The organism is Halobacillus sp. Nhm2S1 (assembly GCF_019599545.1).
Lineage (GTDB): Bacteria > Bacillota > Bacilli > Bacillales > Halobacillaceae > Halobacillus.
Window position 1 is genome coordinate 14,395 of the sequence record NZ_JAIEZV010000004.1, and the last position, 23,662, is coordinate 38,056.

Annotated in this window: 28 protein-coding genes; 12 read left to right on the forward strand and 16 right to left on the reverse strand. The window is 42.9% G+C overall.

The features are described from left to right. Positions 1-18: 18 nt before the first annotated feature. A complete protein-coding gene (locus K2225_RS15580; RefSeq protein ID WP_220585593.1) occupies positions 19-1,008 on the forward strand; it encodes a metal-dependent hydrolase in 990 nt (329 codons plus the stop codon). Positions 1,009-1,082: 74 nt separating this feature from the next. Here K2225_RS15580 and K2225_RS15585 read toward each other — a convergent pair whose 3' ends face one another. Beyond that, positions 1,083-1,349, reverse strand: coding sequence for a YfhJ family protein (locus K2225_RS15585; RefSeq protein ID WP_220585594.1), 267 nt, complete (start codon positions 1,347-1,349; stop codon positions 1,083-1,085). Positions 1,350-1,457: 108 nt separating this feature from the next. On the opposite strand from K2225_RS15585, the gene sspK reads away from it, so the two are divergent. Both sspK and K2225_RS15595 read left to right on the forward strand, forming a co-directional pair. After that, positions 1,458-1,634 (forward strand): small acid-soluble spore protein K, encoded by a 177-nt coding sequence (gene sspK / locus K2225_RS15590; protein ID WP_370632777.1) that lies wholly within the window; start codon positions 1,458-1,460, stop codon positions 1,632-1,634. Then, a complete protein-coding gene (locus tag K2225_RS15595; protein WP_146818766.1) occupies positions 1,627-1,770 on the forward strand; it encodes a YpzG family protein in 144 nt (47 codons plus the stop codon). Before sspK ends, K2225_RS15595 begins: the two co-directional genes overlap by 8 nt. Positions 1,771-1,802: 32 nt before the next feature. Here K2225_RS15595 and K2225_RS15600 read toward each other — a convergent pair whose 3' ends face one another. Further along, a complete protein-coding gene (locus tag K2225_RS15600) occupies positions 1,803-2,144 on the reverse strand; it encodes a YfhH family protein (RefSeq protein WP_220585595.1) in 342 nt (113 codons plus the stop codon). 90 nt (positions 2,145-2,234) lie between these two features. Between K2225_RS15600 and K2225_RS15605 the strand changes: the two genes are divergently transcribed. Continuing rightward, positions 2,235-2,894, forward strand: coding sequence for an SDR family NAD(P)-dependent oxidoreductase (locus K2225_RS15605; protein WP_220585596.1), 660 nt, complete (start codon positions 2,235-2,237; stop codon positions 2,892-2,894). A 181-nt stretch (positions 2,895-3,075) separates the two neighbouring features. On the opposite strand, the gene K2225_RS15610 is transcribed toward K2225_RS15605, so the two are convergent. The 3 genes from K2225_RS15610 to glcT all read right to left on the reverse strand — a co-directional run bounded on the left by K2225_RS15610 (position 3,076) and on the right by glcT (position 6,508). Continuing rightward, complete coding sequence (locus tag K2225_RS15610; protein ID WP_089653809.1) at positions 3,076-3,342, reverse strand: phosphocarrier protein HPr; 267 nt, start codon at positions 3,340-3,342, stop codon at positions 3,076-3,078. A 15-nt stretch (positions 3,343-3,357) separates the two neighbouring features. Beyond that, positions 3,358-5,394, reverse strand: coding sequence for a glucose-specific PTS transporter subunit IIBC (gene ptsG / locus K2225_RS15615; RefSeq protein ID WP_220585597.1), 2,037 nt, complete (start codon positions 5,392-5,394; stop codon positions 3,358-3,360). Positions 5,395-5,665: 271 nt separating this feature from the next. Next, the gene (glcT, locus tag K2225_RS15620) at positions 5,666-6,508 is read right to left on the reverse strand and encodes a glucose PTS transporter transcription antiterminator GlcT (protein ID WP_220585598.1); all 843 of its coding nucleotides are present in this window, start codon (positions 6,506-6,508) and stop codon (positions 5,666-5,668) included. 188 nt (positions 6,509-6,696) lie between these two features. On the opposite strand from glcT, the gene K2225_RS15625 reads away from it, so the two are divergent. After that, complete coding sequence (locus K2225_RS15625) at positions 6,697-7,515, forward strand: HAD family hydrolase (RefSeq protein WP_220585599.1); 819 nt, start codon at positions 6,697-6,699, stop codon at positions 7,513-7,515. A gap of 21 nt (positions 7,516-7,536) precedes the next feature. Here the strand turns inward: K2225_RS15625 and recX are convergent, their stop codons facing one another. Further along, entirely contained in the window at positions 7,537-8,349 is an 813-nt protein-coding gene (recX, locus tag K2225_RS15630) for a recombination regulator RecX (protein WP_220585600.1), read from the reverse strand. 110 nt (positions 8,350-8,459) lie between these two features. Between recX and K2225_RS15635 the strand changes: the two genes are divergently transcribed. From K2225_RS15635 to K2225_RS15660, 6 genes are all read left to right on the forward strand, one after another. Next, positions 8,460-9,365 carry a TIGR01777 family oxidoreductase gene (locus K2225_RS15635; protein ID WP_220585601.1) on the forward strand — a complete coding sequence of 302 codons (906 nt, stop codon included), beginning with the start codon at positions 8,460-8,462 and terminating at the stop codon, positions 9,363-9,365. A gap of 112 nt (positions 9,366-9,477) precedes the next feature. After that, positions 9,478-10,236, forward strand: coding sequence for an SDR family NAD(P)-dependent oxidoreductase (locus tag K2225_RS15640; protein WP_220585602.1), 759 nt, complete (start codon positions 9,478-9,480; stop codon positions 10,234-10,236). A 212-nt stretch (positions 10,237-10,448) separates the two neighbouring features. Then, positions 10,449-11,570, forward strand: coding sequence for an amidohydrolase (locus K2225_RS15645; RefSeq protein ID WP_220585603.1), 1,122 nt, complete (start codon positions 10,449-10,451; stop codon positions 11,568-11,570). A gap of 217 nt (positions 11,571-11,787) precedes the next feature. Continuing rightward, positions 11,788-12,588 (forward strand): DUF4397 domain-containing protein, encoded by an 801-nt coding sequence (locus tag K2225_RS15650; RefSeq protein WP_220585604.1) that lies wholly within the window; start codon positions 11,788-11,790, stop codon positions 12,586-12,588. 2 nt (positions 12,589-12,590) lie between these two features. Next, the gene (locus K2225_RS15655) at positions 12,591-13,268 is read left to right on the forward strand and encodes a class F sortase (protein ID WP_220585605.1); all 678 of its coding nucleotides are present in this window, start codon (positions 12,591-12,593) and stop codon (positions 13,266-13,268) included. Positions 13,269-13,542: 274 nt separating this feature from the next. Then, entirely contained in the window at positions 13,543-14,091 is a 549-nt protein-coding gene (locus tag K2225_RS15660; protein ID WP_220585606.1) for a GNAT family N-acetyltransferase, read from the forward strand. 184 nt (positions 14,092-14,275) lie between these two features. Here K2225_RS15660 and K2225_RS15665 read toward each other — a convergent pair whose 3' ends face one another. The 4 genes from K2225_RS15665 to K2225_RS15680 all read right to left on the reverse strand — a co-directional run bounded on the left by K2225_RS15665 (position 14,276) and on the right by K2225_RS15680 (position 17,674). Continuing rightward, entirely contained in the window at positions 14,276-14,959 is a 684-nt protein-coding gene (locus K2225_RS15665; protein ID WP_220585607.1) for an RsiV family protein, read from the reverse strand. 161 nt (positions 14,960-15,120) lie between these two features. Then, positions 15,121-16,125: an aliphatic sulfonate ABC transporter substrate-binding protein gene (locus tag K2225_RS15670; RefSeq protein ID WP_220585608.1), complete on the reverse strand. Its 1,005-nt coding sequence runs from the start codon at positions 16,123-16,125 to the stop codon at positions 15,121-15,123. 18 nt (positions 16,126-16,143) lie between these two features. After that, the gene (locus K2225_RS15675; protein WP_146818779.1) at positions 16,144-16,902 is read right to left on the reverse strand and encodes an ABC transporter permease; all 759 of its coding nucleotides are present in this window, start codon (positions 16,900-16,902) and stop codon (positions 16,144-16,146) included. Continuing rightward, positions 16,886-17,674 carry an ABC transporter ATP-binding protein gene (locus K2225_RS15680; protein WP_220585609.1) on the reverse strand — a complete coding sequence of 263 codons (789 nt, stop codon included), beginning with the start codon at positions 17,672-17,674 and terminating at the stop codon, positions 16,886-16,888. Before K2225_RS15680 ends, K2225_RS15675 begins: the two co-directional genes overlap by 17 nt. Positions 17,675-17,836: 162 nt before the next feature. Here K2225_RS15680 and K2225_RS15685 point away from each other — a divergent pair, with 162 nt between their 5' ends. Then, on the forward strand, positions 17,837-18,196 hold the full coding sequence (locus K2225_RS15685; protein ID WP_220585610.1) for a Lin0512 family protein: 360 nt from the start codon (positions 17,837-17,839) through the stop codon (positions 18,194-18,196). 45 nt (positions 18,197-18,241) lie between these two features. Here K2225_RS15685 and K2225_RS15690 read toward each other — a convergent pair whose 3' ends face one another. From K2225_RS15690 to K2225_RS15715, 6 genes are all read right to left on the reverse strand, one after another. Beyond that, a complete protein-coding gene (locus K2225_RS15690) occupies positions 18,242-18,916 on the reverse strand; it encodes a TraR/DksA C4-type zinc finger protein (RefSeq protein ID WP_146818782.1) in 675 nt (224 codons plus the stop codon). 140 nt (positions 18,917-19,056) lie between these two features. Beyond that, on the reverse strand, positions 19,057-20,193 hold the full coding sequence (locus K2225_RS15695; RefSeq protein WP_220585611.1) for a bifunctional cystathionine gamma-lyase/homocysteine desulfhydrase: 1,137 nt from the start codon (positions 20,191-20,193) through the stop codon (positions 19,057-19,059). Between the two features lie 4 nt (positions 20,194-20,197). Continuing rightward, a complete protein-coding gene (locus tag K2225_RS15700) occupies positions 20,198-21,115 on the reverse strand; it encodes a PLP-dependent cysteine synthase family protein (RefSeq protein WP_220585612.1) in 918 nt (305 codons plus the stop codon). A gap of 21 nt (positions 21,116-21,136) precedes the next feature. After that, on the reverse strand, positions 21,137-21,598 hold the full coding sequence (locus K2225_RS15705) for an S-ribosylhomocysteine lyase (protein WP_220585613.1): 462 nt from the start codon (positions 21,596-21,598) through the stop codon (positions 21,137-21,139). 4 nt (positions 21,599-21,602) lie between these two features. Further along, positions 21,603-22,244 carry a class I SAM-dependent DNA methyltransferase gene (locus K2225_RS15710; RefSeq protein ID WP_146818786.1) on the reverse strand — a complete coding sequence of 214 codons (642 nt, stop codon included), beginning with the start codon at positions 22,242-22,244 and terminating at the stop codon, positions 21,603-21,605. A gap of 176 nt (positions 22,245-22,420) precedes the next feature. Next, the gene (locus K2225_RS15715; protein WP_220585614.1) at positions 22,421-23,584 is read right to left on the reverse strand and encodes a DEAD/DEAH box helicase; all 1,164 of its coding nucleotides are present in this window, start codon (positions 23,582-23,584) and stop codon (positions 22,421-22,423) included. Positions 23,585-23,662: the final 78 nt, after the last annotated feature.

The window sequence follows — 23,662 nt, forward strand, 5'->3', positions numbered from 1 at the left end:
CCAAAGGAGGTATGGAACTTGGATACAGGCACACATGTCGTCATGGGTGTTGCATTAGGAGGACTCGCTACACTTGATCCAGTTGTTAATGCAGACCCTGACCTTTTCAATGCGGTTCTCATCGGAACAATGATCGGCTCTCAGGCGCCAGATTCAGACACGGTACTCAAATTGCGGAACAATGCGGTCTACATCAGACACCACCGCGGCATCACACATTCCATTCCTGCTGTGATTCTCTGGGGGATCAGCATTCCCAGTATCATTTATTTATTCACCCCTGAGGTGAACTTTTTACACCTTTGGCTCTGGACTTTTCTTGCTGTCATACTGCATGTGTTCGTAGATGTATTTAATGCTTATGGGACTCAAGCATATCGTCCTATTTCAAAAAGATGGGTCGCTTATGGGTTCATCAATACCTTCGATCCCTATATTTTCACCTTGCACATTGCAGGCATTGTCGCATGGAATTTAGGCGCAGAACCCGGAACTTTATGGCTGATCCTATACTTTGTTATCGCCCTCTATTACTTGAAAAGGTACTTTGACAAAAGAGAACTTGTTCGTCTCATTCATGAAAACATCAAGGATGTCAAACAAATAGCGACTTCCCCCACAATGAAGCAAAACGTATGGAGGATTGCTATCACTACGCCAACTCATTATTACGTGGGAAGGGCTGAAAACGGACATTTAACCATCCTTGATACGTTCACCAATAAACCGATTGATTATGATGATCCGGTTGTTCAAAAAGCATTGACTGATCATAACATCAAAGCGTTTTTATCATTCTCTCCCGTCTACAGGTATGAGATGAGCTACTATGATGAATATACAGAAGTCAGGTTCATTGACCTTCGATACCGCTCACGGGGACGTTACCCGTTTGTTGCGTTAGCTCAAATAGATGACGAGCATGGAGACAATCTAAAAATCCTCAACTCCTACACTGGTTGGGTATTTACAGAAGAAAAACTCCAGAATAAAGTAAGCCCGATGTGAAGGCACCATAGGCACAAAGAAAACATAAAGAAGGAGTCTCTCATGATGAGAGGCTCCTTTTCAAATCCTGTCTTTTAATGAAGATACCCCTTTTTCTCAAGCATCTTTTTGTATTTTGGATTTGTAGCAACAAATTCATGAAGTTTCGGCCCGTAGTGATGGATCCACTGCACAACAATCTGTTCAGTCACCTGTTTCCCCTGGTAATCATGACCAGCCTTTGCTCGTGTGGATTCAAAATCTTCCCATAAAAGCTCCACCCATGTCCTTGCTTCGTCTATCGTTAGCTCCGGATTCTTCTCGTATAATTTTTCAGCTAAACGCTGGTAAATTTCATTCATGTGACCACTCCATATTTGGCAATGTTTACAGTGCCATTGTAACACATACAGACTCTAAGAAGGTACATACTAATATTGTCTCTTCCATGGGACTTATGAGGAGGGTTACTGATGCGTAATAAGGCAAAGAATTTCCCTAATGTAAAAATGACGCACGCACCGGATGACCAAAGCGAATATCTCGCTAAACGTCCAGACGGCACGATCAATAGCAAACCTCAGGAAAGAGCGGCTAGATCGAGACATCGTGATGTCAACGACGTAGGGAGGAATTACCATGGGTAAACGTAATTTCAAATCAAAGGCCACTGCTAACTATTCACACCGCAGCATCAAACATTTGAGCAGCCGTGTAAATGGGGAAACAGAACAAACGCAAGCAGACCAAATCACAGAAATCCAAATGCGCAAACGAAACTAATTTAACCGGGCACGTAAAAGTGCCCGGCTTCTTTATTTTTCATCCATTTTGTTTCCTAACATAGAAATCGGCAAAGCTTCCTCCTCAACGCTCGCCTTCTCACCTTGTATCGTTTTCCTGTATCCCCAAGCGAATACGCCATTCATATATTCAATAAAAAACGTATGTTCCGGATCCCCATCAATTTCAAATGTTTCCCCAGCTTTAAAATCATCCGGGTTCATCATATATGATTTAGCCATAATGATTTTCCGTTCATGAACAGCAAATTCGTTTACCATTCCTAATTGTTCCGCCTTTTGAGCTTTCTCCGTCAACTCCGCAATCTCAGAACGTAACTCTTCCTGTGTGTATTCACTATATCTTTTTTCCATATTGTAACCTCCTCCATTCAAGCTCTCTTTACATTCTAGCAGGGTTTGTTCACAATGAATATAAAGCAACACAGATAAGGAGAGATGAGGATGAAGAATGTTTGGATTACTGGAGCCGGAACAGGTTTGGGACGTGCTCTTGCCCTAACTTACGCAAAAAACGATTATAAGGTATTTCTCTCAGGAAGAACGGCGGAGCACCTGCAGGTCACTCAAAACGACATCATCAAAGAAGGTGGCGAAGCAGAGGTTCTCATTTGTGATGTGACAGAGCTATCATCGATCCGAGAAGCCGTTAAACAGATCGATTCCTTACATGTGTTGATCAACAACGCTGGGCTTGGGCACTTCGGAGAACTTTCCTCGTATACCGAAGAAAATATAGAGCAACTTCTAAACACAAACGTCAAAGGGACAATTCTGACCACTCAGCTTGCCGTTCCGCTGTTAGAAACTACAGAAGGACGTGTATTGAACATTATCTCAACCGCTGGTCTACGTGGGAAGAAGAACGAAAGCATATACTGTGCAAGTAAGTTTGCAGTACGCGGATTTACAGAGAGCCTGCACAAAGAATGGGAGGACTCCTCATTGACCGCGACCGCTGTTTATATGGGTGGGATGAACACCCCATTCTGGAACGAAACGGACCATGTAGGAAATCCAGAAAGACTAAAAGGTCCAGAAGTTGTAGCTGAGCAGATCTTTGCAGAAGATGACGGTAGAAGCGAAATCTTCATTGATCGCTAATTCAATTGAGTATCGTGCGGCTGTTTTGCGTACGGTACTCTTTTTATTGGTGCAAATTCGTATGTCTTTGCGCGAGTCGACCTCCCTTTAGCTCGGTTCGCCCTCTCTTTGGCGCGATCTCAATACGTAAATAAAAAAGGGCTTGCCATTATGGCAAGCCCTTTTCTTATGCTTGAAGAGATTACTCTCCAAGGCCTTCTTCTTTTGCTTTAGCTACTACAGCTTCTACAGCTTCCGCTTCGTCAGAACCTTCCGCTTTGAAAGTAACTTCTGCTCCGTTTGGAATTCCCAGGGACATAACACCCATGATGGACTTCATGTTAACAGATTTACCTTTGTACTCGATGTTTACATCGGATTGGTATTTTCCTGCTACTTGTACAAGTGCTGTTGCTGGACGTGCGTGTACACCGTCAGCTGCTGTAATTTTCATTGTTTGTTCTGCCATGTTTAACTCTCCTCTTTATTCAGTAATTTCAATGATGTCTGGATCATTGTGATTGACTTGACCTGATGCTTTAATGTTTACAGATTGTCCTTCTTGAAGGTTTGTGAAGACAATAGGTGTCACGATGGATGGAGCATTTTCTTTAACGAAATCCAGATCCACTTCCATCAATGCCTGACCTTGTTTAACTTCGTCTCCTTCAGAGATCTTAGCTGTAAATCCTTCCCCTTTTAGTCCGACCGTATCAATACCTATATGAATAAGGATTTCCATGCCGTTTTCGGCTTCAAGACCAATCGCATGTTTTGTAGGGAATACATTCAGGATTTTACCATTAATCGGTGAAACAATATTACCATCTTCCGGTTCAATTGCAAAGCCATCGCCCATCATCTTACCAGAGAATACTTGATCCGGCACTTCTGTGATTGGCATGATCTTACCTTTGATTGGACTTACAAATTCCAGTTCACCTTCAGTGACCGGTGCTTCTGCAGCTTTTTCAGCGTTCTTCATTTCAGAAGCATCTTCTCTTGATCTTGGTGTTTTACCATCCATGATGTCCTGCATCTGGCCACGCAAGGTATCAGATACTGGTCCGAAGATGGCCTGGATGTTGTTCCCGACTTCCATTACACCGGAAGCGCCAAGTTTTTTCAAGCGGTTTTTGTTTACATCGTTTTTATCATTCACAGAAACACGTAGACGTGTGATACATGCATCCAGGTGGTCGATGTTCTTCTGTCCACCCATCGCTTCAAGAATTTCAAATGGTAGATCGCCGACTTCGCCGTCTTCTTCTGCATCTTCAGCTTCATCTTCACGTCCAGGTGTCGCCAAGTTGAACTTGAGGATCGCCCAGCGGAATCCAAAGTAGTAAACCACAGAGAATACAAGACCAACGATGATGACCCACCACCAGTCGGTACGGTTTGGAAGAACACCGAACAGGATGAAGTCAATTAGACCACCAGAGAATGTCTGTCCGATTTTAACTCCAAGAATCTCCATAATCATGAAGGAGAAACCAGCAAATACAGCATGAATCGCGAACAATAGTGGTGCAACGAATAGGAATGAGAACTCAATTGGTTCTGTGATCCCTGTTAAGAAAGAAGTCAAGGCTGCAGAAGCCATGATTCCTCCGACCACTTTTTTACGTTCAGGTTTTGCTGTGTGATAAATTGCAAGTGCAGCAGCTGGAAGACCGAACATCATGAATGGGAATTTACCTACCATGAATGTCCCGGCAGTGAATTCAACACCGTCTCTCAACTGTTCGAAGAAAATCGTCTGGTCACCACGGATCACTTCACCGGCAGCATTGGTGTAAGAACCAAATTCAAACCAGAATGGTGAATAGAAAATGTGGTGCAGGCCAAACGGAATCAAGGAACGCTCAATCAAACCGAAGAAGAAAGCTGAAATGGTTTGATTCCCTTCCAGCATCAAGTGAGAAAGAGCATTCAATCCTGTTTGAGCAAATGGCCAAACCCAAAGCATGATGATCCCTAAGAAAAGGGAGGTAAAAGCAGTGATGATTGGCACGAAACGCTTCCCGGCAAAGAACCCGAGAAATTGCGGCAATTCGATATTAAAGAACCGGTTATAGAGAGAGGCGGCCAAAATACCGACAATAATACCACCAAACACACCTGTTTGAAGCGTCGGGATACCGAGCACTTCGGCATAGGCAGGATCTGAGGTCATGTCGGCGTCAACATTTCCAAGTACCCCCATAACCACGTTCATAATCAAATAACCAATGATGGCAGCAAGACCTGCTACCCCGTCTCCTTTCGCTAATCCGATGGCAACACCGACAGCGAAGAGCAACGGTAAGTTCGCAAAGACAATTCCCCCGGCTTCAGCCATTACTTGAAGCAATGTTTGAACCCAAGGTGTTCCGAAGAATGGCACTTTATCAACAAAGTTGTCTTGAGCAAAGCTTGTACCAAAAGCTAGAAGAATACCAGCCGCAGGCAAAAGTGCGACAGGAGTCATCAAGGCTTTACCGACTTTTTGCAGTGTGCCGAAAGCATTCTTGAACATTATGTTTTCCTCCTTTTTATTTTGTGAAGCAAGCCTCTGTCCCATAAAATCCATTTGTCAGAAAAATAAAACGTTTTCAACAAAGAGGGAACGATAAGCGTCCCTTTGAGGACGCCGAGTATGGATAATAGCTCATCCTGCCATTCATCAACAGGACAATAAAAAAGCATGAGCACACGAGGTGAAAGGTTCCATAAGGATAGTCCTATCCCTATGATAACCACTTCACCTTCATGTACTCATGCCTGATCGTGTCAGTAACACGTACGTTTTAGGTTTTATGGGTTAAACGCTGCAAATGGATCGTCAAATAAATCGCTTCTGACTCATCTACAGGTTTATTCAGTTGCTTTTGCATCACTTTTATCAATTTCCATGCTAAATTATAGCACACGGGATATTCTTCTTTCAACATGTTTGCCAAACGAATTTCATCCCCCACGTGTTCATCTTGATAAACACGGTCGATGGCCCTGTGCAAATGTTGAACAAGTCTATGGTAGTCCACACTCTTTTTATCAATTTGAACGTCCATCGTGTCTTCAACAAGTTGAACAAGATGTGTGATGAGCTGGTTATGGCGATTGAGTTCCCTTAACGTCTTGTCCGTTACTGCACTGTGAATATGGAGAGCAATGAACCCTACCTCCCCTTCCGGAAACTGGATACCCATTTTATCATAGATCATCGTCACGACTTCCATCGCAATTTGATATTCCTTCGGATAAAGGGATTCAATTTCAAGTAAGAATGGATTGGAGAACTGAAGATCCTTTTTTGCTCGATTGATAGCGAATGCAAGGTGATCCGTCAGCGCAACGTGAATATGCTGGTTGAGTTCTTGTCCCATTCGCGATTCGACGTGATGGAGGATATCACTCATGAAGTCAATCAGATTCTCGTCGATGTACGGCAATAAACTCACATATTGTTCTTTTTCCTGTTCATTACTCAGCAAAAATGTCTTGTCGGCTTTCTCAGAAGAAATTTCGTCTCCCTTCTTCCGGTTAAAACCGATTCCTTTCCCAATTAACACCACTTCTTCATAAGTTGGGTGGGAAGCAATGACGACATTATTATTGAGCACTTTTTTTATCTTTATCTGCTTTTCCATAATGGTCCCCCACTTAAATTACACTAAAAGCGTTTTCAGTCATCTCATAACTTCTATCCTATATTTGATTTGTTTTTTTTACAAGTGGAAGGCTAAGGAATAAGCTTTCCTCTTTGTGTGAAAGCGATTACGTCGTGTACAATCATTTAGGTGCTGGGAAACGCCCTGCACGGAGAGGAGATGAATCAATGATTAAACTATTTGTCACAGATCTTGACGGTACCCTTCTTGGAGAAGATCATTATATTAAAAACGAAGATATTGATGCATTAAAGCGAATGGTGGAAGAGGGCCCACCTCTTGCTGTCGCCTCCGGTCGTATGGACCATGAGATTATTGAGGTTCTTAAGCGCGTTGGTGTAAATGGTCATCGCGTCAGTCAAAATGGAGCGTTTGTATTTAACGAAGAAGATACACAAATCCATGCCAAAACGTTTGATTCCGAACTAGCCCAAAGAATCATCCAGACGATTGACCAAGAACCGATGATTAAAACAGTTTCTACTGCAGATGAAACGTTCACAAAAGAATCAAACGCTTTTGTCGATATGATCTCTGAACAGATGTTTCACGAAATTATTGTCAAGCCTGAATTGAATGAGCAGGTCGGCCAAACCATTATCCCTTCAAAAATTGCCTTGCACGGGAAAGAAGCCGATGTAATGAAAGCTGCCGAAAGAATTCAGGAAACGTTCGGGGAAGAGATTGACAGTTTCATTTCTCATGAAACATGTGTGGATATGATGCCTAAATCGATCAATAAACGTAGTGGACTTAGACAGTTAATTGAAGGCCTCGGCATTTCTCCAGAAGAAATCGCCTGTGTAGGAGATTCCTTCAATGATGTGAGCATGTTCGAAATGACGCCTCACAGCTATGCCATGTCAACGGCTCATGATCAGGTAAAGGAAAAAGCAAGTACTGTTGTCGATCATGTGCATGAGGCGATTGAGGACCTGGATAAAAAAGGACTTTTAAGTAAAAAAGAACAAGCGGCTGACATTTAAGTCAGGCGGCTTGTTCTTTTTTTATTCCTTCATATTTTCGTCAATAAAACGATCAATCAGATCAAATGTGAAACCTTTTCTGTATAGACCTGATTTGACTTTCTGCTTCAGCTCATAACCTTCAGACTTGGACTGGAATTTGCGAAGCAGCTTTTCCCCTTGATAAACGACCGCTTCCCATTCTGAATCTTCATCCTCATCTTCCGGCAAATTCGCAAGCACTTCCTGAATCACGCCTCCCTGAAATCCTTTTTGCATCAGCGTCTGCTGTACGTTTTGGACTTGTTGACGGTAAGATTTTCGACCATCGTTCCTCAGTTTCTTTTCAGCAAATTTCATCGCTTTTTCAAATTGCTTATCAAAAGAATAATAAGTAACGGCTTCATCCGCTTTAACTGCGGACACCCCTTTATCCAATAATTCTTTTTTCAATAGAAGAGGACCCTTACTCGAAGTCATGATTCGTGTCCTCACAAGGGAATTTGCGAACTCCTGATCATCCAATAGTCGTTCCTTGTTCAACCGTGAAATGATCTCTTCGATATGCTCAGGATCAGTCTCTTTGTCTTTTAAATAATCCCGGATCTCTTTTTCAGAACGCATGCGATAGCTTAAATAATTGATCGCAAGGGTATAGGATTTATGAAGCGTATCGGTCTGAATCAACGCGTTGATCAGGGCCTCATCAAGTTCCATGTTTTTCTGAAGGCGATACTTTACAAGAACGTCTTCATCGACACTGAACCCATACTCTTCCCCATTCCCTTTATCCAGAAAGATATTGTAACGGTTCTTATGTTTTTTCTGCGTCGTAATTTTTGTAAGTCTTGCCATCCGCTTCACCTCTTTGACCATATTTTATCATGGAATTCGACTTGCGTATCGTCAAACGAAGCCAATTGGAGTAAACTATTGACAACCTCACACGGACAGGAGGAATGAACATGAAAATCGCGATCACAGGAGGTACTGGATTTGTTGGTACCCAATTGAAAGAGAAGCTCGTACAAGAAGGACATGACGTGTACATATTGACACGAAGTCCGAAAAAGTACAAAGACACGGAGCAGGTAACTTATGTCGGCTGGTTAAAAGAGGAATTCCATCCGGAAAATGAACTCCCTGTTCTCGATGCCATTGTAAATTTAGCAGGAGAATCATTGAACAGTGGACGGTGGACAGAGGAAAGAAAACAGTCAATTTTAGAAAGTCGAATCAAATCGACAGAAGGCGTATTGGACTTGATCGATGCACTCCCGGAAAAACCGAGTGTGCTCGTCAACGCGTCTGCGGTAGGATATTATGGACAATCAAAAACCAAAACATTTACCGAAGAAACGACCGAACCCGGAAATGATTTTCTAGCAAATGTCGTAGAGGAATGGGAAGCACGCGCTTCCCAGGCAGCTGAAAAAGGAATACGCACAGTCTATATCCGCTTCGGCATCATTTTAGGAGAAGAAGGAGCGCTTCCTAAAATGACCCTTCCCTACAAGATGATGATCGGTGGGAACCTAGGATCAGGAGAGCAATGGATGTCCTGGGTCCATATCGATGATGTCGTTGGGCTGGTTCATTTCGCAATCGAAAACCAAGATATCCACGGCCCCTTAAATGGAACAGCCCCTAATCCGAAAAGAAACAAAGATTTTGGCAATACTCTAGGGGAAGTATTAAATCGACCCCATTGGATTCCCGCTCCCTCCTTTGCCCTGAAAGCTGCCCTAGGAGACATGAGTACACTTCTTCTGGATGGACAATGTGTCATCCCTAAAAAAGCGATGGCCTCTGGATACACCTTTCATTATCCAGAATTACAACCGGCCCTATCATCCATTTTAAATAAATAGACTATGGTAAAGGAATGTTCCAAGTGGGGGCATTTCTTAGTGTTCAAGTTGAGAAAAATGGGGGAAAACAAGTCCCCTGGCCAAGGTAACTGAAATAAAAGGAGGAACTTTAATGTCCTATACTGTGATTACGGGAGCAAGTTCTGGAATCGGCTATGAGTCCGCTTTGGCGTTCGCAAAACGAGGCAAGAATCTTATCCTTACAGCCAGACGAGAGAACAAACTTGAAGACTTAAAATCCAAAATCACTGAAATGAATGCAGACATTGACGTGATCATCATGACGGCAGATTTAGCTGAAAATGAACAAGTGTATGATTTTTATGAGCGAACAAAAGAGTATGAAGTTGAAACTTGGATTAACAATGCCGGTTTCGGAAACTTTGACTCGATTTCAGATCAAGCACTCCCGAAAATTGAAAAAATGCTTCGTTTGAATAATGAAGCATTGACGATCTTATCCTCCTTGTATGCCAGAGATTATGCAGCAAAAGAAGGAACACAATTGATAAATGTGTCTTCAGGTGGAGGATACACCATTGTCGGTGGTGCCGTTACCTATTGCGCTTCCAAGTTTTTTGTAAGTGCTTTTACCGAAGGACTTGCTCAGGAGCTTCAAGCTCAAGGAAGCCCTATGCAAGCCAAAGTGCTGGCACCAGCTGCAACGGAAACGGAGTTCGCAGAAAGGTCTATGGATGTCGGCCAATTCAGCTATGAAGAAAACGTTCCACAATTCCACACCGCCCAGGAGATGGCTCAGTTTATGCTTGATCTCTATGATAGCAATAAGGTGGTAGGAATTGTGGATGGAGAAACCTATGAGTTTCATTTAAAAGATCCTCTTTACCCTTACGTGAATAGAAGCAGATAATAAAAAAACTAATTGAAGACACGGTTGAAAAGTGTTTTCTGATCAGTTTTTAACCTAGGTCATGTAAAACATTGTTTTTACTTCCTTAAAGACTTTGTAAAAGTTTACTTGAGCCAATAAAATGAGCAAAGCTCAGCTTTGCTCATTTTTGTTATCCAAAAGGCTTTTTTAAAGTATAATAATTGTATATTGAAGGGAAAGGCTGTATGTCTATGAACACTGTTATAAAAAATGTCAATATCCACCCCATCACATCTCCTTCTATAAAAAATGGATATGTTCATGTAATCGATGGAAAAATACACGATTACGGGGAGACGATCGAGTTACCGGAGCAAGCTGAATTTATCGATGGCAAAGGGTTGGATTTATACCCAGGTTTCGTTGATGTCCACACCCACCTCGGCCTTTATGATGAAGGAACGGGCTGGGCTGGGAGTGATGCAAACGAAACCATTGAGGCCGTGACTCCACACTTGAGAGCAATCGACGGGGCCCACCCACTTGATCCTGCCTTTTTTAACGCGAGGAAAGCTGGAGTGACCACGGCTCATATTATGCCCGGGAGTGCAAATATGATTGGCGGGACGACCTCTGTTATTAAAACCGTAGGACATACGATCAACCATATGATTCTCAGACAAACCGCCGGCCTAAAACTCGCTTTAGGAGAAAACCCGAAACGAATACACTCTCAGTCTAAAAATGCTTCCATCACCCGACTGGGCATCATGGGAACCTTAAGGGAAACCTTTTATGCCGCTATGAAAGATCCCGATCCTGGCCTTCGTGTCAAACCGATTCTCCAGGCATTGAACAAAGATATCCCTGTGAGGATTCATGCCCACCGAGCAGACGATATCATCACAGCCTTACGCTTTGCAGACGAATTTGACCTTGACTTGCGCATCGAGCATTGTACGGAAGGGCATTTGATTGCTGATCAACTGGCAGGAAGAGAATTACAAGTCTCTGTGGGGCCGACTTTTACAAGGGCCTCAAAAATTGAATTAAGAAATAAAACATGGCAGACCTATAAAATTCTGCATGACCACGGAATCCGTGTCTCCATTACGACAGACCATCCTTATACACCCATACAATACTTGAACATATGTGCAGCGCTCGCAGCTAGAGAAGGTCTAGACGTCGAGGACGCTCTTCGAGGCATAACGATCATCCCGGCTAAGAACCTTGGTGTCGATCACAAAGTTGGCTCGATTGAGAAAGGGAAAGACGCCGATCTTGTATTATGGAGTGGACATCCATTCGAGTATCTGTCTAAACCTATTTGGACGATGATCGACGGAAAAATGGTATATTTCCAAGAATAGTGAAGCACTCTAACACCGGAAGGATTTTCCGGTGTTTTTCTATGCTCTCAAAAAACATATTGAGCATAGCAAAAGGTTTGAAAGTTGTACAAAGGGTGTATATGATGGATATACAAAACTTGTACAAGAGTTTCATAACGCGTTGTGAAGTACCCTATTGTAGAAATTGCCGTTCCATGAAGCGGCAATGGATATAAAAAATTTAAGGAGTGGGAACATGAAAAAATTATTTTCTTCGTTAGCTGCTGTTGTTTTGATTTTGGGGATCTTCGCACCTTCTGTGTTGGCTGACAGCCATGACCAGAACGCTATGGTCCGCGTTCTACACGCATCACCTGATGCCCCTGCCGTTGACGTCTATTTGAATGATGAAGCTGTAGTTGAAGGTGCTGAATTTAAAGCAGCTACAGATTACTTGGAAGTGCCCGCCGGTGAACATACAGTAGAAATTTATGCAGCTGGAACAAAAGGTGAACAAGATCCTGTCATTTCTACCACTGTAAATGTAGAAGCAGGTATGGCTTATACAGCTGCGGCGATTGATAACTTAGAAAATATTCAATTAAAGGCTATCCAAGATTCTACGGAAGCAACGGAAGGTATGGCTAAAGTCCGTGTCGGACACTTCATCCCTGGAGCACCAGCCGTTGATGTAGGCCCAATTGGTGGAGACGCTCTGTTCTCTGGTGCAGAATTCCCAATGGTCACTGATTATTTGGAAGTTGATCCAGGTTCCTACGACCTTGAAGTACGTACTACAGATGGAACACAGTTGATTGACCTATCCGGTACAAACCTTGAAGCAGGAAAAGTTTATAGTGCTTTCGCTGTTGGAACAGCCGATAACCCAGAGGTATTGCTTCTTCAAGACTCTGCTGCCATGCCGACAATGATGCCTGCTACTGGTTTTGGTGGAACAGCTGACTCCACTACGAACGCTTGGATGTATGCTGCTCTTCTAGGTGTACTAGCCATGGGTGCTGGCTTTATGCTAACTCGTAAACGCTCAGAAGCGTAAGTATGGTAAGGAAAGTTTCCCCTTTAGCCCTGGGTCTCCTCGTATTTTTCATCAGTTTCCAAATGCTGAATGAAGAACCTGCAGAGGAACCCAGGGTTCTTTCTACATCTGAAACTACACGCACCCAAGGTGTAGAAGTAAAGGAATCTTTAGTCAGCGATCAATTAGAGAAAGCCACAATTGAACAAAATTACACCCCTGCTGTTAAAGCTTCTTCCGAACAATCGGGCATCACACCTGACAGGATTCAAATTCCCTCGATTAATGTGGATGCTTCTATTAAGGCTCTTGGTTATACACCGGAGGGCGGTATGGCCGTTCCAAAAAACTTAATCGATGTCGGGTGGTTTGAACCAGGAACGATGCCTGGGAATCAAGGAAATGCGGTCATTGCAGGACACGTGGACGGCAATAGCGGACCAGCTGTTTTTTATGACCTTAAAGATTTGCAGCCAGGGGATGAAATTTATGTTTATGGTGATAACATGAAGCTTACCTTTGAAATAAGCAGAATGGAATCCTATCCTTATGAAGATGCCCCAATCAGGGAAATCTTCGGTCCCACCAATTCACACAGTTTAAATCTCATCACTTGTACTGGAGCGTATGATAAAGAGGCCTCCACTTATTCAGAGAGATTAGCTGTATTTTCCGTATTAAAAGATCAGCAAAAATTATAAAAACTTGTAAAAAAATCCACGTCCATTTTACAAAGTTTTTATTCACTTTTTCTTCGGAGTGGATTATTATAAGTTTAGATGATATTTTATAAGCTTTTGGTGTAGGGAAGGCAAATGGTGCGCCACCAGTTATGACACTGGTTCTAGTGGGTTCGATTCCCACCCCGAATTTTTGTGAGCAATTGATAAAAATTCGAGGGTGGTCCGAACTGACCAGTGAACGCCTATTTCCTATGCGTTTGGACCACCCTCCTCATTCAAGGAGGGATTTTTTATGCTAAAAAAGCGTGACTTACATGACGCCCCGGTTTTATTTGAGTTGATGAGCCACCCTGAAGTGTTTCCTTACGTCCGTCACAAAGCATCTTCCAGTGACGAGTTTTACTTCTTGACCAAACAAACCATAGAAGCTGAAGATCGGGGGGAATTGGTTTCACGTACCATCCTTGATGAGTGGGGGCAGCCCATTGGAACCATCAATCTTTTCGATATACAGGAAAACAAAGGCTTTTTAGCTACATGGATCGGTCAGCCTTATTTCGGTAAAGGATACAATCAGTTGGCCAAAGAAGCGTTTTTCGAGGAATTATTTTTCCAATTGGATGTAGAAGCTATCTTTATGAAAATCCGGCGCACCAACGTCCGTTCAATGAAAGCGGCCCTTAAAATTCCTTATGTATCCATTGGCAACGACGCTTATCCAGAAGTATATTCCTGGATTAACCGCACAGATGATGTCTATGACCTGTATGTCATTACAAAAGATCAATATCTTTTCCATTACTACGGAGAACAAAACGAAGAAGAAATGTTGGAAGCATAAGCAGCACTTATGCTTCTTTTTTTTGCCTGTTATTAAGTTTATCCACAAGGTTGTGCACAGTGTGAATAAGTTATTCAAACAACTGATATAAGGATTGTTCTGACCGTTTTCTATGTGGATGGAAACATCACGAACAAATGTTAATTTAGTGGATAACCTCCGAGAGATCTTGTTAGAACACCATTCAATATGTGGATAATGTATAAGAAGGCAAAGGAGGCACTTTTTTCTCCAATTCTTCCTTAAGGATCCCTTTTAGAGGCACTGAAATCTCAGGAGTTCCATGAACACCAGCAGCGATCTCAAATTTATTGAACACGAGCACAAGACGTTCATCCTTCACGTAAAAAGCGGTATTATCTCGAACACCAGCAAAAGGCTCCTGCAAATACATTTCCGGGTCAGCTTCTAATGCCTTCTTTACTTCTTTATTTAATCGATCGATAAACACGAGGTCTTTCAACTTCTTTACTGATCCCCCCCGGTCATCTTGAAAATTAATGGAGGTGACGGTTGAATTGTAGCGATTTCCCCGGGATATGTGGGAGGTCATCACTACAGAGTAAAAGGTTTTTTCTTTAAATACCGATGTTTCTTCATAATAAAGATAAGGGACACCCATCATTTCTCCGGCCCCTCTTTTTACGTCTCTTAGTGTATCTTCAAGTTTCTGGACGATTTGAAAATTCACAGTATCTTGAAGATCCTTACTCTCCAAGTGCTCAAATTTTGGATAATCAACATGGACTTCCCAGTCTTCCGTCACTTTATCTTTATGGACGATTTTATATTCACTTTCAGCCATAACCGACTGCCCTGCCATGAAAAGTGTTCCAATTATGAAAAGAACGATTGAAATGCGCTTCAAAGAGCATCCCTCCTGTACCTTATAGTTTGACCTAAATCATAAAAACTAAAGGGGAGTTTTAAATATTATTGGGATTGCCACATGCTGATTCCGTTTAAAGACAATCAAATGTAGCCACAAAAAAAGAGACGGGTGAAATTCCCCGTCTCTTTTCAAAATATTTAATCAAGGAAGCTCGTGTCCACCAAACCAGTCAAGTCCGGCTTTTCTTTCAAAAACTCAAGATCATAGGAAGAATCGGCGAACTTCTGAAGGTTTTCTTCATTTACGTCATACGTGAAATCGATACGTTCCCAAGCGCGATCGATGACTTCCTTTGAAAGTTCTTGATCCGTGATGTCTTTGATTTTATCAATAGCGATCTGTTTTGCTTCCTCTGGGTTTTCATTAATAAAGTCTGTCGCTTTCTTATGAGCTTCTACAATGCTTTCCACCATATCAGGATTCTCATCCACAAGTTTTTGAGAGGTAACGAACACGGCTGCCGGCAAGGTCTCACCAAAAGCAACATCCGGAGTGTCGACAAGTACTTTACCGCTTCCTTGTTCCTCTATAGAAGATGCCCAAGGTTCAGGAACTGTCGCGACGTCCACATTTTTTGTCTCAAACAAGCTTGCATAGGTGGCCGGTTTACCTGTGACGTGCTTCATTTCACCATCAATACGGTCTGAGGTTATACCGAACTCCTCTTTCATCATCGTTTCAAATTGTACATCGTGTGTGCACCCTACCCTAGGAGAAACAAACGTCTTTCCGGCCAGGTCTTCTGGAGAGTCAATGCCTGCTCCTTCTCTCGCCATGATAACTGTACCACCCGTTGATCCTGCGGCAACAACATTAATTTCCGCTCCACTTGTAAAATGGTTCATTGCTGGACCGGGTCCTACAAGTCCTCCTTGGATGTCACCTGTTTCGATGGCTGTCATAAACGAAGAGCCATCCGGGAAGTATTGGTAGTTCACTTTTGTTCCGTCCGGCAATGTTTCAGAATACATATCTTTCGTTTCTGCCACCATACCCGCTACGTGGTTGATGTTTGGAAAGTAACCAATGGTAATTTCTTCTGTACTGCCACTATCATCAGAGTTCGCTCCTGCATCACTACCGCAAGCAGCGAGCACCAGACTCATGACAGCAAGAGCAACAATGGTTAACCACTTTTTCATATTCTCCTCATCTCCTATCTATGATTTCAATAATCCCCAGCGTTTCCTTACATTTCTTTCTAATTTAGAAAAGACAACTTGATCGACTACAGCACCAATAACACCAATGATAATAATGATCGCAATTACTTGATCCATACGTGCATAATCCTGAGCGTACCTTAAAGAGTAACCCAGTCCAGGACCATTGCTTAACAACTCCCCAGCCATAAGGGCTCTCCAGCTGAAAGCCCAGGCGAGCCTGAGACCTGTCATAAAATACGGGATACTCGATGGAACTTCCACTCTAAAAAAAAGAGGAATGCCATTGGTCCCCATCGTCCGCGCAGCACGGACCAAATGTGGTGGAACACTATAAATAGCTGTCCGTACATTTAAAGCCATGACGAACGTACCTCCAAGTACCACTACAAATACGACAGCAAATTCAGAAAAACCGAAAAGCATAATAGCAAGTGGCACCCACACAATGCTCGGAATACTCTGTAAGGCAATCAGGTACATCCCTGCTGTTTCATCTGCCTGTTTCGACTTCCCAAGCAGAACCCCAATGACGGTCCCGAACAATATGGCAAGGGACAATCCCATAAATAAATGACGAAAACTCGCTCCCAATGCTTTAATGAAATCACCATCAGCAAACCCTTCATACAAAGCGACGCCCACTTTGATTGGTGATGGGAACACGATATCCTCAAAGACACCAAGGGAATAAACCAATTGCCATAAACCTAAAACGACAACTAAAAAACCAATCCTCTTAATAGCTAGCTTCATGATGAAGTTCTTCCTTCAATACTTTATTGATTTCACCTTCCAAGAGATCCATGACCTTCCGCTCAAGATCGATGACCCTTTCATCGTCCCTCTTCCTAGGCCGAGGAAGGTCGACGGCAAAGTCAGCGATGATACGCCCTGGTCGTGTTCCCATAACGACGACCCGATCAGATAATTTAATTGCTTCCTGAATGCTGTGAGTAACAAACAAAATCGTCTTTTGTGTCTCCTGCCAAATCTTCATCAGTTCTTCATGAAGAATATGTCTCGTCTGTTCATCGAGAGCACCAAACGGTTCATCCATAAGTAACACTTTAGGATCCATGGCAAGCGCTCTTGCAATCGCTACCCGCTGCTGCATGCCTCCAGAAAGCTCGTGGGTATAATTCTCTTTAAATCTGCTGAGGTGAACCATTTGTAAGAAACGATCCACTCTCTCCTCCGCCTCTTTTTTTGATCCATGCCTTTTTAATGGAAAAAGAACGTTTTCTTTTACATTCAGCCATGGAAAAAGCGATGGTTGTTGAAAGACCATCCCGCGGTCAGGTCCAGCTTTCCTGATTTCTTCTCCCTCCAACCTGATTGAACCCGTTGTGACATCTTCCAGGCCTGCCACCATGGAAAGGAGCGTTGATTTCCCACATCCGGACGGCCCTAGGAGTGAGACAAATTGATTTTCTTCAATATTCAAATCGATTCCAGAGAAGACTTCAAAACCGTCTCCCCCTTTACCATTGAAGGTCTTCCCCACTTGATCTATGGATAAAAACAATACGTCACACCCTTATGATTATAATTCCTATAGAAATAGTATGCTTTAATTATATGTTTAAGATTATACAGATGTTCGGAATTGTGTGTCAACGATTAAATAGGAATCTTTTCTAATCGCTCCGTCCTGTGTGTTAGGATGAAAAGGAAAGGTGGGATATTCATGGATCAACTAATGTTTATTCAGACCGGAATGGGGACAGATGTCCACGGTCAAAATGTTACAAAAGCGGCAGTACGTGCAATCAAAAATGCCATCCATACAAACTCCATGCCAGGGATCCGCTCTGTATTACCAGAACAATCACTGGATAATATGAAGATTAATGTCAAGCTTGCCCTTCCATGCGACTTCGACCAACTCGATCATGAAGAAGTGAAAAAAGCCATCCCCTACGGTGAGGTGAACATTGAAGTGATGGAAGGCGGGATGTTGACAACAAGCGGTATTGTCCTAGAAGAAAAAGAGGATAAGAATGATTTAATGTACATTGTGAACGCAGCTATTGAAGTTGGATATTGATAAAAAAAAACCTGAGAGTTTTCATTCACTCTCAGGTCTTTTACATCAGTACGAATCTTCCGCCTCGTCCTGACTATCCATATATTTATCGTAATGTTCATTGCGTTGAAAACTGACTCCATCAGGACCTGTATATCCATTCATATCTGTAGAAACAAACGGTTCGAACTCCTCTACATAGCCTACGCCATCCTGATTGTCCATCAAGGATGAATCATCATATGTCATACTACTCTGATTGAAGGAGGCCACCTGTTCATACGCATTTTGTTCATTGTATTCAGGATCATCATGGTTCCGTCCGTAATTCGCTTCTAATTCTGAAAGGACATCTTCTTCTACAGGGCGATCCATAGAAACATCTTGGTTGGAGGAAGCCGACGCAATCGTTCGTGCAGTTGGAATAGCTTCCAAGCGTTCTTTAGGAATCTGCTCCCCTGTCTCCTCACAAATCCCATATGTTCCTTTGGCCATTTGTATAAGAGAATATTGAATGTCAGACAATTCTTCTTTTAAATGTCCAAGCAAAGCAATATCTTTTTCTCTTTCGTACAATTCGGTGCCTGAATCCGCCGGATGGTTGTCATATTGTGACAATTCCCCTGAAGCCATATCACTTGCAAAACCACGTTCCAACCCAAAATGGTCATGGTCCATTAAGCGCTGCTCGATCTCCCTTTTTCGCTCTTCCAGTTGTTTTTTATAATGTGTATAATCCATATTCTTTTCCACTCCTGATTGAATTTCCTTTTTAGTGTGGCTCAGGCGTGAATGACCTATGCAAAAGGCACAAATATTAAGCTAAATGGCAGGATTGTGGAAGAAAAAAGGAGCACTGGTGGAGTGCTCCTTTCTGGGGATTATTTTCTTAAAGCCTGGAGGAAGTCTTCTTTAAGATCTTCGATATCTTCAAGTCCAATGGATACGCGGACAAGTCCATCCGTAATGCCGAGTTCTGCACGCCGCGCTTTTGGAATAGAAGCGTGAGTCATCATCGCTGGGACTGAGATTAGGCTTTCGACGGCTCCGAGACTTTCTGCCAACGTGAAATATTTTACGTTGCGGAGAACTTGATCCGCCTTCTCTCCACTGCCGACGTCAAAGCTGATCATACCTCCGTTACCACGCGCTTGTTTTTGATGAACGTCACTTCCTCTATGATCATCGAGACCGGGATAATATATGTCAGTCACTTCCGGAAGATCTTGAAGAAACTCAACAAACTGACGTGTGTTCTCCTCTATTTCTTCCATACGAATCCCAAGTGTCTTGATTCCTCTCATAAGAAGCCATGAATCCTGGGGTCCTAAAACACCACCCGTAGAGTTCAGCACAAAGTGGACATCCTCTGCCAACTGCTCACTGTTCACAACGACGAGACCAGCGACGACGTCACTATGTCCTCCTAAATATTTGGTTGCACTATGCAGGACGATATCGGCGCCAAATTCAATCGGGTTCTGCCAATATGGCGTGCTGAAGGTATTATCAACGATAAACGTCAAATCTTTTTCCTTCGCTAAAGCAGACACCTTTTCTAAGTCTGTCACTTTAAGCAAAGGGTTTGTTGGGGTTTCGACGTAAATTGCTCTTGTGCGATCTGTAATCGCTGACTGGATATTATCCAGGTCGCTGGTATCAACAAAACTTGCTTCTAGTCCAAAGCGGTTGATGATCTTAGATACAAGACGGTACGTTCCACCATACACATCATCGGTGAAAATTACATGATCTCCATGGTTAAAAGTCATAAGAACAGCTGTAATGGCTGCCATACCTGATCCGAAAGCGAAACCTCTATGTCCACCTTCTAAGTCCTTGATCAATTCTTCTAATGCAAAACGTGTCGGATTTCCGGTACGCGAGTATTCATACCCACGGTGCTGACCGACTCCATCTTGTTTGTAAGTACTCACCTGATAAATGGGTACACTGACAGCTCCTGTCTTTTCATCACCCGTGATCCCCCCGTGGATCAGCTGTGTTTTTTTCCTCATGTCATCACTCCTCATATATGCCTTGACTTAAATATCGCTCGCTACTGTCAGGAAAGATGGTTACGATTTTTGCCCCTGGCTTTGCTTTTTCAGCTTCTCTCCTCGCAGCTTCAAAGGCTGCTCCTGATGAACTGGCTACGAGCAATCCCTCATTTAAAGCCAGTTCTTTTACACGACGGAAAGCCATCTCATCTGAAATGGTATGAATCGCATCAAAATAATCAGGATTCATGTAAAAAGGGAGAAACTCCATCCCTATTCCCTCTGTACGATGCGGGCCAGGGTCTCCTCCGTTTAAAATGGAGCCCTCCGGTTCAACAATCACGGTTTTGACATTCTCCATTCGCTCTTTTAGATAACGGGAAGTTCCCATAAATGTCCCACCTGTACCTGCACCAGCGACGAAAATATCAACTTCTCCATTCATATCGTGAACGATCTCCGGGCCAAGGGTTTCATAATAAGCATCTGGGTTCGCTTGATTATGAAACTGCTGCGGACTGAAGGAACCGGGAAGTTCCTTAGCCAATAAATTCGCTTTTTCAATGGCTCCCTTCATTCCTTTTTCAGTAGGAGTGTTTACGACTTGAGCTCCTAAAGCTCTCATCAAGGTTTGTTTTTCCTGACTGAACTTCTCTGGTGTTACAAAAATGACGGTGATTCCTTTTCCGATCGCAGCAAGTGCGAGGCCAATGCCTGTATTTCCCGCCGTGGGTTCAATAATAGTTCCACCCGGCTTTAACAATCCACGTTCTACCGCATCCTCAATCAGTTTTAAACCCAGACGGTCTTTGATGCTACCGCCTGGGTTCATGAATTCAAGCTTAGCGAAGATTCTAGCTTGATTCGGGATTTCGGAATGAGTGAGTTCGATCATCGGTGTATGACCAATCAATGATTGTATATTCTTCACGTAACCCATCGCATTCTCAACTCCCGTTATTTATTGAAAAATTTCCGTCCATTCGTCACGTTTTTCAAGTAATTCTTTTGCCAGTTTCTGAGCTCCTTCCAAGCTGTGGCTCGCAGCAAATCCGCACTGAACTTCGTTGCATGCAGGAACTTCGTCTGCTTCCAAAACATCTTGAAGAGTCTTCTCGATTACATTTAGCACGTTGTCATAGCTGTCGTCATTGAGGATGGCAATATAGAAACCTGTCTGGCAGCCCATCGGTCCAATGTCGACAATGCGGTCATGGTGATTCCGGCTGTTTTCTGCCATCAAATGCTCCAGAGAATGAAGGGCTGGCATTTCCATATGTTCCTGGTTCGGCTGCTTGATACGAAGGTCGTATTTGTAGATTTTATCTCCCTTTTCTCCTTCTGTTACTCCTACTAGTCGTACGTACGGGGCGCTCACTTTCGTGTGGTCAAGGTTAAAGCTTTCAACGTTCATTTTTGGCATGTGATCATTCTCCTTTTTTTGCCTGAATGAGCCAGGCGTATTTGTTCAGCTGTTCAAAAGTTACCTCGAAACCGTTAAGGACAAACATCTCTCTTAGTTCTTCTAGAAATGGGTAGTATTCTTCCTGCAAATCCTGCGCTAAATTTAAAAATCCTTGTCTCTCCGCGCTTTTGATCAACTGTTGCTTATGTTCCTTGTCTTTAAAGATCGTGTCTATAAAAACTACTTTCCCATCATCTTCGAGACGATCACGGAAGCTCTGGATAGCTTCAACTTTTTCGTTACTCGTCAGGTGATGAAAAGCAAACGAACTGATGATGGATCGGATCGGTGTAAGAAGTTTCGGGTACTCGAGAAAATTCCCATCATAAATAGCAGCTTCGGGACATTTCACTTTAGCAATTCTCCTCATTTCAGAGGAAGGTTCAATGCCCAGAACGACCTTATTTTGGTCGATGACCTTTCTCGTTAAATTCGCTGTACCTACTCCGAATTCCATAACCGGGGAAACGGAAAGCTTGGCTAAACGCCCCAACATTTCATCGTACCCTTCAAACACTTCACGATATTCCGGATCCTTACCAGCTACTGTATCGTCATATGAACTCGCCCATTGGTTGAATAGGTCGACGAATTCCATCCCCATAAAGTTCATCTCTCCTCATAATTTATAATTCCAATGCGTTAACTCGGAATTATGTTTATAATGTATCATATTTCATAACTCTCCTCAATGTTATTGTTTTTTTTGCAGTAATTTTCTAAATAAACCCACAAAAAAAACCAGAGTCTAGAGGAACTCTGGTTTTTGGCTTATCTTCTTCATTTTTTGTAGCGGGATGGTTTATCTTCTTCTTTTTCTCTTTTTCCCGGAGAAAGCTTCTCCAAAGATCGTCTTTCTAACTTTTGTTTGATATGCTGTTCAATTTGTTTAAGAGCGGGCTTATCTTTAGGCGCGGCAAAAGTAATCGCCAACCCCTTGCCTCCCGCTCTCCCTGTTCTGCCGATCCGGTGGATATAGCTTTCAGGGTCTTGTGGAATATCATAGTTGAACACATGGGTGATTCCTTCCACATCTAGCCCCCTCGCCGCTACGTCTGTAGCTACAAGGTACTGGATTTTAGCATCACGGAAACGCTGCATGACCTTTTCTCTTTTGGCTTGAGATAGGTCACCGTGCAGCTCATCGGATTCATAACCTTTGGCAATCAGTGCATCATTCAGCTTCTTCGCGCGACGCTTGGTTCTACAGAAAATGACTGCAAGGAATGGTCTGTGTTCACTCATGATTTGAATAAGAGCGTCCTGTTTTGCTCGATCGGTTGTTTCATATAACAGTTGTTTAATGTTAGATACCGTCACTTTTTCCTCTTTTACTTCAATCCGCTTTGGATTATCCGTAATTTTTTTTGCTAAAGAATGGACTTGTGAAGTGATTGTTGCTGAAAACAACATCGTTTGCCTTTCTGTCCCACACTGCCTAATTATATCCTGTACATCAGGCAGAAATCCTGCTTCCAACATTTGATCGGCTTCATCAATGACAAGTTGATGAATGTGGTTCAATTCAACAGTTTCTCGTCTTAAATGATCCAATAAACGTCCTGGTGTAGCAATAACTACATGGGCTTTTCCATTCAATTTGTTCGCTTGTTTAGCTACGTCCTGACCACCGTACACAGCTAAAACATGGGTGTCCTCATTTTTAAGCTTGTTCACTTCATGAGTAATCTGCAAAGCCAATTCCCTCGTCGGGGTGACAATCACTGCTTGAACAGCCTCCGAGGATGGATCTACTTTTTCTAAAATAGGTAAAACGAAGGCGAACGTTTTTCCAGTTCCCGTCTGAGCTTGGGCAATGATATCTTTTCCATCCATAAGAGGTGGAATTGCCTGTTCCTGTACAGGTGTCGGTGACGTAACCCCCTGCCGCTTCAGCTTTTCAGTCAACTCTCTTGATATTCCTAATTTCTCAAATGTCTTCATATATTTTTCACTACTTTCTATAAAATTAAATCCGTCATTTATTCCATAAAAGCTCCCGGTTGTGGAAGACTCAGTTTC